The sequence below is a fragment of the Gracilibacillus sp. JCM 18860 genome, assembly GCF_055395245.1.
On sequence record NZ_AP043868.1, the window covers coordinates 1343985 to 1356129 of the forward strand.

Annotated in this window: 14 protein-coding genes; 7 read left to right on the forward strand and 7 right to left on the reverse strand. The window is 36.8% G+C overall.

Annotated elements, in window-relative coordinates; all coding sequences use genetic code 11:
- Positions 1–107: 107 nt before the first annotated feature.
- The 3 genes from ACZ5R4_RS07005 to ACZ5R4_RS07015 all read left to right on the forward strand — a co-directional run bounded on the left by ACZ5R4_RS07005 (position 108) and on the right by ACZ5R4_RS07015 (position 1667).
- Positions 108–956 (forward strand): Cof-type HAD-IIB family hydrolase, encoded by an 849-nt coding sequence (locus ACZ5R4_RS07005; protein WP_464368256.1) that lies wholly within the window; start codon positions 108–110, stop codon positions 954–956.
- Positions 957–1049: 93 nt separating this feature from the next.
- On the forward strand, positions 1050–1241 hold the full coding sequence (locus ACZ5R4_RS07010) for a DUF3813 family protein (protein ID WP_054789346.1): 192 nt from the start codon (positions 1050–1052) through the stop codon (positions 1239–1241).
- 162 nt (positions 1242–1403) lie between these two features.
- Complete coding sequence (locus tag ACZ5R4_RS07015) at positions 1404–1667, forward strand: NifU N-terminal domain-containing protein (protein WP_054789347.1); 264 nt, start codon at positions 1404–1406, stop codon at positions 1665–1667.
- Positions 1668–1702: 35 nt separating this feature from the next.
- Here the strand turns inward: ACZ5R4_RS07015 and ACZ5R4_RS07020 are convergent, their stop codons facing one another.
- Both ACZ5R4_RS07020 and ACZ5R4_RS07025 read right to left on the reverse strand, forming a co-directional pair.
- Complete coding sequence (locus ACZ5R4_RS07020) at positions 1703–2524, reverse strand: BsuPI-related putative proteinase inhibitor (RefSeq protein WP_464368257.1); 822 nt, start codon at positions 2522–2524, stop codon at positions 1703–1705.
- Positions 2525–2607: 83 nt separating this feature from the next.
- On the reverse strand, positions 2608–3456 hold the full coding sequence (locus ACZ5R4_RS07025; RefSeq protein WP_109985071.1) for a YitT family protein: 849 nt from the start codon (positions 3454–3456) through the stop codon (positions 2608–2610).
- Positions 3457–3699: 243 nt separating this feature from the next.
- Between ACZ5R4_RS07025 and ACZ5R4_RS07030 the strand changes: the two genes are divergently transcribed.
- Both ACZ5R4_RS07030 and ACZ5R4_RS07035 read left to right on the forward strand, forming a co-directional pair.
- On the forward strand, positions 3700–4563 hold the full coding sequence (locus ACZ5R4_RS07030; protein ID WP_054860546.1) for a DegV family protein: 864 nt from the start codon (positions 3700–3702) through the stop codon (positions 4561–4563).
- A gap of 56 nt (positions 4564–4619) precedes the next feature.
- Positions 4620–5480 (forward strand): SDR family oxidoreductase, encoded by an 861-nt coding sequence (locus ACZ5R4_RS07035; protein WP_054860545.1) that lies wholly within the window; start codon positions 4620–4622, stop codon positions 5478–5480.
- A 228-nt stretch (positions 5481–5708) separates the two neighbouring features.
- On the opposite strand, the gene ACZ5R4_RS07040 is transcribed toward ACZ5R4_RS07035, so the two are convergent.
- The 5 genes from ACZ5R4_RS07040 to ACZ5R4_RS07060 form a co-directional block, all read right to left on the reverse strand.
- Positions 5709–7133 (reverse strand): alpha-amylase family glycosyl hydrolase, encoded by a 1425-nt coding sequence (locus ACZ5R4_RS07040; RefSeq protein WP_464368258.1) that lies wholly within the window; start codon positions 7131–7133, stop codon positions 5709–5711.
- Between the two features lie 188 nt (positions 7134–7321).
- A complete protein-coding gene (locus tag ACZ5R4_RS07045; protein ID WP_054788818.1) occupies positions 7322–7768 on the reverse strand; it encodes a hypothetical protein in 447 nt (148 codons plus the stop codon).
- Positions 7769–7799: 31 nt separating this feature from the next.
- Positions 7800–9644, reverse strand: a complete 1845-nt coding sequence (gene asnB / locus ACZ5R4_RS07050) for an asparagine synthase (glutamine-hydrolyzing) (RefSeq protein ID WP_277678522.1) — start codon at positions 9642–9644, stop codon at positions 7800–7802.
- A 172-nt stretch (positions 9645–9816) separates the two neighbouring features.
- Positions 9817–10197, reverse strand: coding sequence for a YisL family protein (locus ACZ5R4_RS07055; protein WP_054860540.1), 381 nt, complete (start codon positions 10195–10197; stop codon positions 9817–9819).
- Positions 10198–10316: 119 nt separating this feature from the next.
- Positions 10317–11498: a DUF418 domain-containing protein gene (locus ACZ5R4_RS07060; protein ID WP_464368259.1), complete on the reverse strand. Its 1182-nt coding sequence runs from the start codon at positions 11496–11498 to the stop codon at positions 10317–10319.
- A gap of 197 nt (positions 11499–11695) precedes the next feature.
- Between ACZ5R4_RS07060 and ACZ5R4_RS07065 the strand changes: the two genes are divergently transcribed.
- The gene (locus tag ACZ5R4_RS07065) at positions 11696–11914 is read left to right on the forward strand and encodes a spore germination protein (protein WP_054788819.1); all 219 of its coding nucleotides are present in this window, start codon (positions 11696–11698) and stop codon (positions 11912–11914) included.
- 15 nt (positions 11915–11929) lie between these two features.
- Positions 11930–12133 carry a spore germination protein GerPB gene (locus ACZ5R4_RS07070; RefSeq protein ID WP_054788820.1) on the forward strand — a complete coding sequence of 68 codons (204 nt, stop codon included), beginning with the start codon at positions 11930–11932 and terminating at the stop codon, positions 12131–12133.
- The last annotated feature ends 12 nt before the right edge of the window (positions 12134–12145 follow it).

Here is a 12145-nt window from a genome sequence, read left to right on the forward strand (position 1 = left end):
ATAGCTTTTTCCAGAAAAACTTGCAAAATATAGAAACGAAAATATACAAGAACTTTACAACCATATGTTTCCCATTTAGACTATACTTACAGAGTGGGGGGATAAAAATGAGTAGTAGTAAAAGACATCTTATTGCACTGGATTTGGACGGTACTTTATTAACGGAACAGAAAAAAATTAGTCCTTTTACCAAAAAAGTAATTCAGGAAGCAATAAACGAAGGACATATTGTCGTGATTGCAACAGGAAGACCTCATCGATCCAGTATTATGTATTATAAGGAGCTCGGTTTACAGACTCCTATGGTTAACTTTAATGGTGCGTTAATCCACCATCCATTTGATTCCAATTGGGATGCGATACATTCCCCATTACCAAATCGTTCAGCAAAAAGAATTATTCAAACATGCTATGATTTTGAAGTAGAGAATATTTTTGCCGAAATTCAAGATAATATGTACCTAGATAGACATAGTGATAAAATTATCGATTTCTTTACGGAACCAGGAGATAAAGAACTGATTACTGTAGGAAGTTTGAAAAACCAATTAACGGAAGACCCTACTTCTTTGTTAATCCATCCGAAGGAGGAGCATATTGACGAATTGAGGCAATATTTAAGTGACGAACATGCTTCTGTCATTGAGCACCGAAAATGGGGAGTGCCTTGGGAAATTATTGAGGTTGTACGGAAAGGCGTCCATAAAGCTGTCGGATTAAAGAAAATAGCCCATTATTTCCATATCCCACAAGAGAACATTATTGCCTTTGGAGATGAGGATAATGATCTAGAAATGATTGAATATGCTGGGATTGGAGTCGCTATGGGGAATGCTATAGTGGAACTAAAAAAGATCGCGGACCATGAAACGTCCACAAATCAAGAGGATGGAATCGGTACATTTTTAGCGGATTATTTAAATTTAGTGAAAAACCCAGTCATTGTTAAAGAATAAATCGAATAACAAACGAATGATTAGTCATAATAAGTATGAACATCCCCTTGAGGTGTTCGTGCTTATTTTTCTTTCAACAAGGAGGGCCTTATGATGCAACAACAAAACAGAATGTTTGAACAAGCTAAAAATGCTGTCAATCGTCTTATGGGTGGTAACAGCATGAGTGAGCAGGATAAGCAAGCTGCTCAAGATGCTATTCAATCAGCTTATACAAATGCTACTGCAGAAGAGCAACAGGAGTTACGTCAATTAGAGCAACAGTTAAAGCAAAACAATCGTTAAATATAAGGCTAGAGGACTTACACAACCAGCTGAGCTCATGCTCAGTTGGTTGATTTTCATGTTTTTTTGTAAAGGGGTGGAGTTTAGATCTTTTTTTCTTTTTAAATTCCATGATTTCTGATATGATAGAGGCGAGTACGGATACATATAGGAGGGAAGATTATGAGTATTCACATTGAAGCAACTCCAAACCCGAATGCAATGAAATTCACAAGTGATAGAATGATCTTTGAAGGTAATAGTAGTATTTCGGTTATGCCTGGTCAAACAAGTGAACATGATATTTTAAATGATCTAATGAAACTTGATGGTGTTGATAATGTTTTTGGATTTCAACATTTTATTACCGTTAATAAAAAACCAGATGTTGAGTGGGATCTATTAACAAAACAAATTGAAGAAACCATTACAAGCTATGGTTATTAGTGATTGAAGGCAAGGACATTCATCCTCGCCTTTTTTTATTGCTGTTCAAGAACTACAGGTAATTGAATAGAACGGTCTTTGTTAAACAATAGAAGCATTAATGTACCGTTTTGTGGAATTAAATCCTCTGAAATGATAATATCTAACTGAAATTCCTGCCATGTCTCACCTTCTACCTCTATTGGAGTTTGCTCAACTAAATATTGATGACCATCTTCAACCTCATAGTAGGCTTCTCCAATAGAACCATGGACTTCTCCTTTTAATTGATAATTTCCATGCTTACCTGAGACCTCTATATTCCGAAAAGGCTCTTGTACTTCCTCTAATTCCTCTTGTATGTCGGAAAGCTCAAGAGTAAGCTTTTTTGTAAAAGCAGATTGGTTTATTTTTTGACGGTTTATTTCTTGAGGTAAAAGCATTATTTCTACTTGATACTTACCTGGTTCTAACTCCCTTTTAGGCTGCCATATCTCTTTCCAAAATAGCTTTTCCCCGCTTCTTATCTCTTTATCAATTAATGCTTGTGTAAACATTTTTTCTTCAGAATATCGATAAATATTTTCGCCATCTTTTGTTAATAATATTTCAAACTGTTGCCCTGAAGAGAAAGTTAAGCTAAGATCTTCTTCATTTTTATTTTGTAATTCCATCGTAAAGATAATTCCTTCTTCAGTTTGCTCTGCCCCAGCCGTCATTTCGAAATTTTCAATTAATTGTTTCGTTTCCTCGTCCATTACTATCTCCTCGCTTGCCATTTCTTCTTGTGTCTCCCCCGTTGCTGTCTCCTCTTTATCACTTGTTCCACAACTGGTAAGCAGGATAATCATAGAAATTAATAAAACGATTCTCTTCATTGGAAACTCCTTCCTATCCCACAGATTTAGCCAACCCCGTAAGGCTTCCTTAATGGAATAGTCGTTTTTCTCTGATAAAAGTTTCAATCATTTCTTCGAAAGAAGCCATAGACCCCTGCGGTTTGGATAACATTCGTAAATGCATTCTCATCCACTTCTTGAATAATTCTTTCTAAATCATAGAGCTCATATCTCGTTATTACTAAATATAGCATATTTTTATCTTCCTTTGTGTAAGCTCCCTTTACTGGCAAAATCGTAATTCCACGTATCATAGTGTCATGAATGGCACGTTGTAGCTCATCGGCTTTCTTTGTCACAATCATAGCTGTAACCTTTTCATGTCTTGTATGAATACCATCAATCACTCTTGTAGTGACATATAAACCAATTAATGTATAGAGCGCATTTTCAGGTTCATTTAATAAACCTGCAATGACAATAACAGCCCCATTTATCGCCATCAAATAGCCACCGATCGGTTTATCCTTCATTCGAGAAAGGACCATTGCTATAATGTCGGAGCCACCTGTTGAAGCACCCCATTTTAGAGTAATCCCTACACCGAAACCAGCAATCACACCACCAAATACCGCATTTAAGATAATATCATTCGACAATTCGATAATCGGGAGAATTTCAAGAAATAATGAAGTAAAAATGACGGAAAGAAAACTATAAATCGTAAATCCCTTCCCAACTTTTAACCATCCTAAAATCGCAACAGGAATATTTAAGATAAAGAGCATAATACCAGTACTAACATTTTCAAAGCCAAAATAGTCTGTAAAAATTGTGGATAGTATTTGAGAAATACCAGTAAAACCACTTGCATAAACATTTGCAGCTATAAAGAAGAAGTTCAGGGCAATCGCATTTAATAAAGCACCTATAATAACAATAGCAATTCTTTTAGATTGAATTAAAAACATATGTACACCTCCCATTTATCCTATTTGTTCACCTAATTCGATCAACAGACGCTAATCACCCCTTGCCTAGTAAGCAAAGGATGGCTACCTTCCCATACCCTATCCTAACACTTTTAAATCATGCTTTACATGAAAATATTACATAATTTGTTTTGACGGATGACCCTGTTACGCTTAAACTTATATTAAGCAAAAATAGGACATCCATACATGACCTATCTATCATAAAGGAGGGCAAGGAAAATGACAATTAAAATTATTGCTGACTCTGCATCAGATTTATCCGTAGAAGATTATAAACAGTATGACATTGAGATGGTGCCACTTACGGTTCAATTAGATGGAGAAAACTACGAGGACGGGATTTCCATTTCACCGAAGACTATCTATGAGGAAATGAGAGCTGGAAAATCACCCAAAACAGCACAAGTGAGTCCACAGGTATTTCAGGATACTTTTGAGAAGCACGCCAAGGCTGGTGATGATGTAATTTATTTAGCCTTTTCTTCAGAACTTTCCGGAACTTATCAATCTGCGAAATTAATGGAACAGCAAGTAAAGGAGAACTATCCGGATTTTAATCTTCATATCTTAGATACGAAGTGTGCTTCTCTTGGTTATGGATTAGTTGTAATAAAGGCTGCTGAGATGGTAAAGCATGGAGCAACTCTAGAGGAAGTGCTCGAAGTAAGTCAATATTATTACGAAAACATGGAACATATTTTTACTGTCGATGATTTAGAATATTTATATCGTGGTGGACGTGTTAGTAAAACAGCAGCTTTCGTTGGCACCCTACTAAAGGTCAAGCCATTATTACATATGGAAGATGGCAAACTAATCCCTCTAGAAAAGGTCCGTGGCTCCAAAAAGGTATTGAAACGTATGGTGGAAGTCATGGAAGAGCGTGGTGTTGATCTTGAAAAGCAAACGATAGGTATTAGTCATGGAGATGTAGAGGATGTCGCTAACCAGCTCGCTGAATTGATTCAAGAGAAATGGAAAGTAAAGGAAATCAAAATGAATATGGTTGGCTCGTCTATTGGTGCTCATTCAGGGCCAGGAACACTCGCCTTGTTTTTCTTAAATCAACCTCCAAAAAATTAGCATTTTTCGTTCGAAATAGCTCATACTAGGAAAAACAATAGTATGAGGTGAGTAAAATGACTAAAAGTCAAAAGAAACCAATTCTCCCAAAGCAGCATCAAAACCGCCAGCCAGGCTTTGAGTATGAGATGAATCCTATTCCAATAAGCATAACGAAAAATTATGTAGGCAGTAATAAACTGAAGGGTAAAGTTGCGGTCATTACTGGTGGAGATAGTGGAATTGGCAAGGCAGTTGCTCTGCATTATGCAAGAGAAGGAGCAAATATTGCCATTATTTATTTTGACGAGGATAAGGATGCAAACGATACAAGGCAATTGGTTGAGCAAGAACAGGTGACATGTCAACTATTCAGAGGAGATATAGCAGATCGTAATTTCTGTTATCAGGTAGTGGAGCAAGTCATCGAGCAATTTGGAAAAATGGATATCCTTGTAAATAATGCTGCCATGCAATTTCCACAGCAAAATTTTCTAGCGATTACAGAGGAGCAATTAGAACGGACTTTTCGAGTAAATATTTTTTCATTTTTCTATATGACACAAGCAGCTCTCCCTCATTTACAAAAAGGGAGCTCTATTATTAACACCTCTTCTATTACCGCATTCAAAGGTAGTGAAAACTTAATTGACTATTCGAGCACAAAAGGTGCGATTACTACTTTTACCAAGTCGCTAGCGAAGTCACTTGTATCTAAAGGAATTCGTGTGAACAGTGTTGCTCCAGGTCCAATCTGGACACCACTCATTCCTGCTACCTTTGATGAAAATGCTGTTTCTACCTTTGGGTCAGATTCTGAAATGGCGAGACCTGGTGAGCCAAGTGAAGTCGCCCCAGCCTATGTCTATTTAGCTAGTGATGATGCCAACTATGTAACTGGACAGACGATTCATGTTAATGGTGGGCAAATTATCTAAAAAAGAAGCTGGGACATAACTAAATAGGAAGAAGGAAAATCCGAACAACCTTCTGACTGAGCGTAGTCAAAATACGGAGACTCCTGTGGGAACAGCACGAGCTGAAGATCCACTTTGCAAAGTGGTTTCCTTTGCAAAGTTAGCTGAGGCCGTGCCCACGGAAAGCGAAGTATTTTGACGGAGCGGTTACAGTGCACAAATATTAACGTTCGGATTATTCCTGCTTTACTACTCTTTTGTCCCAGCCCCTTTTTTTGCTCTTCTATTTAGTGCGATCACAAAAGCAACAAATCCTCCGAAAATAACGATCATCATTGCAATAAAGAACCAGTTTAATCCTGTGTTTTCCTCTAGGACAAAAATATTGCTTGTCTCCCGGTTTAAGGTGATTTTGTAGCTTCCATCTTCTTGTTCTCTTATCAAGTTATCCTCTAGTAAACCTTTTAACTGCTTATTTGATCCCAAATTCTCAATCGTAGCCGTTTGCGTTTGTGTATCATTATTTATCGCAACATACAATGTCTCATCTTGATAAGTCCTTTTAAATACTGTCATCTCCCCGACTTGTTCAACAAATTCCATATCTCCTTCTGATAATGCCTTTGATTCACGATGAATAGTTGCAAGCTTTTCCAGATGTTGCGTAATCTCTTCATCCTCTTTATTTAATTCTGCCATTCGGTGATCAGGCTCAGCTACACCATTATCCATTGGCACTTCGAGACCCTGATAAAAGAAAGCAGAGCCTGGTAATGCGTAAAGAAGGGTTGCGGCAAGCTTCCACCTTGTTACAGGATGGTATTCTTCTTGCATTGATTCGAAAGCGAAACGATTGGAAAAGACTGTTTCCATCGATAGAATTTGGTCAGATTGCAGAAAATCCTCCTCATCAAATAAAGGCTTCAAGGAAGTTCCTGCCTGTTTCAATAGAGCAACAGCTTCGTTTTGAAATTCATGATTTACTACTAAATTTCCTTCTTCTGCTCCATCTACTAGAACAATGGCATTTTCTTTCTCCTCTTTTACTTGGTGTTCAAATGCTTGAATAAAGGTTTCGTCTGCCTCTCCATCTAGATAAAGGTGAAAACCATCTATATTCGCTTCTTTCAGCCAATAACTTGCAGCTTCTAATAAATACTGCTGTACTTGCTCATTTCTTGTATCGATAGTAGCTACTTGCTCACCGAATAAGGTGGAGTCTTGATCGGAAGCTAAAGGATGATTTGGAGCTACATTATCTGCAACAAAATCTAATATTACCTTCATCTCTTCTTTATGTGCTTGCTCGACTAATTGTTTCAACCTGACAATACTTCCGAATGACTTATGGATCGTTTGGTGGTCTAGTGTGCTAAAACCATGATAGGTATTAGTACTCATTATTGGACTAAGATTAATCGTGGTAATTCCTAGCTTTTTTAGATCAGGTATTTTTTCCATTACCCCATCTAAATCACCTCCATGAAACGCTTTTGAATCTTCAATATTCAATTCTCCATCATTAGAACTGTCCCCATTGACAAATCGATCTACTAGTATGTAATAAATCGTCTCATCCCTGACTTCCTCAGCCTTTGTAACATGAAGTGGGAGAAACAAAGTGACGATCATAAGCCCGATTAGTGAAATGATGCTATATTTTGTTTTTTTCATCTATTGTCCCCTCTTTTTCATAGTTCGTCTTCTATTATCCTAGACAACAGAGAAATGTCAAATGAGAGAGAGAATAAAGAGAGTAGAAGTTTTTTCATCTGTTTAGCATCGGTCTTAGTAAATGATGCTTCTTCTCGAGCTAAAAAAAGTGGTGGTTAGTTCTGTCTAAAAATAAAGAAGAAAGCTAATCAACGCTCTCTTCTTACTTGCTTTCGATATTTTTCTTTCCTAACGTGTAATACAATTAAACAACCTAAAAATAAAAATGGAATAAAATTATATACTAGTGTACTCCAGTGAAAAGGGATATCCATTTGATAAATCGCCTTTTTAAATTTTCCATCATCTGCGACTGCTAATACCTTTCTCGGATCCGTGTCGTAAATGATATGATATTTTGTACCAACTGGATAAAAATTAGAGGCATTGCCCTTTATTGAATCCGATTCGTCAATCAAAGCGGACACTCGACCGACTGATTTCCCAATTAAATCTGTACTTACCTCTTCCTCAACCACCACCCGATATATCCTTCCATCCATTACAATAAAAGGATAATCGAGATTTACTCCTTTTATTTGGAGGAATGGTTGAAGTAGAAAAACAATAAAGATAATGATCCAGCTTTTTCGCATATTTGTCACTACTTCCCTTTACCAATCTATCTTATAGCCTTAATTCAATATTGTATTCTCTTAACCAAAAATCCATTTGACCTAAATGGGCTAATAACTGTGGGCCTGTCATTAATTGACCAAACCATGGTACTTGAATATTTGTCGCTTTTTGCTCGACTAATTGTTTGACCTCAGATTTATCTAATATTTCAAACAAGCGCGCATCTTTATCCTCTAATATTGTATGCATCCATTCGACAACAGCTTGTGTATATGCCGGATGATGTGTTTTAGGATAGGGACTTTTCTTACGGTAGAGAATATCCTTAGGCAAAATTCCCTCTAAAGATTTTCTCAAAATTCCTTTTTCCCGATTACCTATGGTCTTTATTTCCCAGGGAATATTCCAAACATATTCAATTAGTCTATGATCACTAAATGGAACCCTTGCCTCAAAGCTCGCTCCCATACTCATTCGATCTTTTCTGTCTAATAATGTCGGCATAAACCATTGCATATTCAGGTAAAACATTTGTCTACGTTCTGTCTCTTCCTTATCCTCTCCATCTAGTAAGGGGGTTTCATCTATGGTTTCTTTATATCTATTGAGTGCATATTCTTCTAAAGAAAGCTTCGATTGTAATTCGTTTCTAAGTAGCTGCTGTCTTACCTCTGAAGATCGAATCCATGGAAAGCCTTTTCGCTCTAAATCTTCTTTTCGATAAAACCATGGATATCCTCCAAAGATTTCATCTGCACATTCACCGGATAATGCTACCGTCACTTGTTTTTTTGTTTGTTCACAAAACCATAATAAAGAAGAATCCACATCTGTCATTCCAGGCAGATCTCGATATTTCACGGCATCTTTTAACAGTGTAGCAAGTGTTTGATTATCCATTTCATAATTGCTATGCTTCGTATTTAATGCATGAACCATTTTCCCGATATAGGTTTTATCTTGATTTGGCTGAAAATCACTACTCTGAAAATAGTGATCATTACCGATATAATCAATAGAAAACGTTCGCAGGCTTTGATTTTGACTTGCTAAATAATTGGCTGCAATCGCACTTATTGCACTAGAGTCAACTCCTCCTGATAAAAATGTTCCAAGCGGCACATCGGAAACAAGCTGTCTTTCGACTGCGTCCTCTAGTAATTCCTTCACTCTTTGTGCTGTTTCCTCCACTGACTCTGTATGTTTCTCACTAACAACATTCCAATATCTAGCTGTTCTCCAGCCATTTTTATCAAATATTCCAACATGTCCTGCTCGCAATTCTTCAATTTGATGAAACACGCCATTCCCAGGAGTTCTGGAGGGCCCTACAGCAAATAACTCTGCTAATCCTTGTTGATCGATAACCGCTTTGACTTCATTATTTGCTAAAATAGCTTTTATCTCAGATCCGAATAAAAGTCCATGTTCGTGTTTTTTAAAGAATAATGGTTTCACGCCTACTCTATCTCTTGCTAGAAATAATTGTTCCTTTGCTGAATCCCATATTGCAAAAGCAAATATACCATTTAGCTTCTCTACATGAGATTCTCCCCATTCTATATAGCTCTTTAGCAAAACTTCCGTATCAGAATGAGAATGAAAGGTCCAGCCTGCTTTTAACAATTCCTTTCTTAAATCTTCTGTATTATAAAGCTCGCCATTATAAATGAGCACATATCGATTTTTATCCACCATTTCTTTCATTGGCTGTTTTCCGCCTTCTGGATCAACGACAATTAACCGTTGGTGACCAAAGCCTATATGTGTATCATACCAATAACCCGTTTCATCGGGACCTCTATGCGCTACTGCTTCAACCATTTTTTCAAGCTTATGGTGCTCCTTATGCACGTTACGACTAAAGTCTATCCACCCTACAATGCCACACATACTTCGTCTCACACCTTTCTTCACTGCCTCGCTTTTATTAATTTATGCTTACTTAAAGGGAAAATGATTGAAAAATTTCTCTATATAGAAAGGTGTGTGGAGAATAATAGGTGGGACAATAACGAGGATAGGAAAAAACCCTGCTTCAGCAAGAAGCAGGGGCTACATTCTATTATCCAAAATAAAAACCATTTGGTAAGCGGAAAAAACCTAATACTAAAACAATAATAAACGCAATCACGAATTGTATCCAGAAGCTTTTCGCTGGCTTTTGCTTTGAGGCTTTGACTAAAATCATCTCAATTGAAGAAATCACCCATAACCCTGCAATTAGCTTCACAATTAGCTCGCCTAATAGTGGAAATTCAGGCAAGCCTGCTGTTGCATAATCCGCGAACAATGATCCACCTGAATATAAGATTAATAAGTAATCCAAGCGAACAATCATGTGTATTATTTTGCCTACCTTGTTATTCCCTTTTTTATACATGGAGTACGAAATCACTAATAAAATTAGTGCCAACACCCATGCTGTAATATGTAAATGTGTCAATCTTCCTTCCCCCAATCATTTCAAAGTTTTTAATAAACTCACTAGATAAGAGTATCATACCATGTAATCTTAAATTTTTCATTTCCGAGCCTACACTTCACTCAATTGTCATACAATCCTTAGCTAGCAAGCTCTTGCTTTCTTTTATTTGTAAGTTTTTTTCGATATGTCCAGCTCCGCCATACCCACTCGAGTGGTCCTCTCTTATAACGTTTCAGCCAGAGCCAACTGAGTATTATTTGAATAGGAAATACAAAAAATGCTATTAGTATTGTTTGTAGTGGACTCAATTCCCCGTACAAACCAAAACCGATCGAATAAAATAATAGTACCCCTACAAGTGATTGCAAAATATAATTGGATAACGCCATTTTTCCCACGTATTCCAATCCTCTGAACAATGAAGGAATCATTCGATATAGTAAGGTGATCGTGGTGATATAAAAGATGGCCGAGCTCACTCCACCAACAGTATCCTGTAGCATCGAAAGCCATAAAGGATTTCCTATAAAATGGGGTCCTGCTTTAAAAATAAAAAATAACGACAACGAAATTAGCCAAATTCGCTTCAATATCGGTAAATGGACGTCCACTTGATGTAACCACTTCTTACGTGCAAACAGTGTACCAAGTAAGAATATCGGTAAGAGATTACATGCAATCAAAATAAATGAATAAACATTATTGGCAAAAAGCCAATCTGCAAGGTTTTGCTGGAGGATATCAAGTATCGAGCCTGATCCGTAATGTTGGTAGGATGCCTCAATTGCAGCCTGGTTTGTTATATCTAAAGTAAACTGACTTGCTAAATATAATAATCCAGTAAATAGTACTACTGGTGCAAGTAACAAGGAGACACTCCAGATGATTAACGTTGTATTTGTTCTATTTAGAAAGAAAAGCAGAAGAAAACCGATAATGCTATAGCTAATTAATATATCCCCGTGCCATATAAGAAAAGCATGGATAACTCCAAATACTAATAACATGGTTAATCTACGTGACAGCGTATGGGTAGCTTGAATTCCTTTAGAATGCAGATTTTCTAACATCATTTGAATCCCAAAACCAAATAGGAAGGAAAATAAAGAATAAAAGCTAGCTTGAAAAAAGATATCAATAATCATCGAAAGGATACCAGATTCTTCATTTCCCCAGTAATTCGTACCATTTCCATATAAAAAGTAAGGACCATGAAACGATGGAAGATTGACGATAAATATGCCAAAAATTGCAAAACCTCTCGCTGCATCTATCCAAGGTAATCTTAGTTTTTCTTGAACTGGTTTTAATTGATTCATGATTACATCCCCCTTAGAAAACTCACATTCGCTTGTGCTTTAGTGGAAGCGTTAGTTTTCTTATACTCTAAAAAATAACATACTGTGTTTATTTTATCCTATAACCTTTGCAGAGACTAGTTTTAATGTCATTTTCACAAACTCTTTACTTTTTCATAAACTAATCATGGATAACTTTAAATGTTAGGAGATTGTATATGCCAGCCATCGTAGGTGCTGTAAAAGTGGTAAGTATTGGTTCATCGGGCATCTTTCATATTGGGGATGTCTATCGAGTCCAACCATATAGCCAAGTTAAAACCTTTGCAGGTGGTGGATCCTTTAATACGGGGGATGGCATCCAAGTACATCTTGAAAATGCCTACACAAGTCTTGTCGATGAGGATCAATTTGATCAAAATATAAATGCTTTGTAATAAGTGAGTGATTCTATGCAGTTAACAGTACATCAATCCATTTATATACATCTTCTAAAGGTGGGCAGTGTAACTAATTCATCAGTATTACAAATTGGAAGCACTGGTCAAATACAAGCACTATCTCAGCTATATAATACAGGTGGTTATGAAGAAAAAGCGGAGCCTGCTGAACCACAAGGATTGAGCGCGCCTTTAGTACCATTAGCACCACCTTAAGCTTTAAAAAAA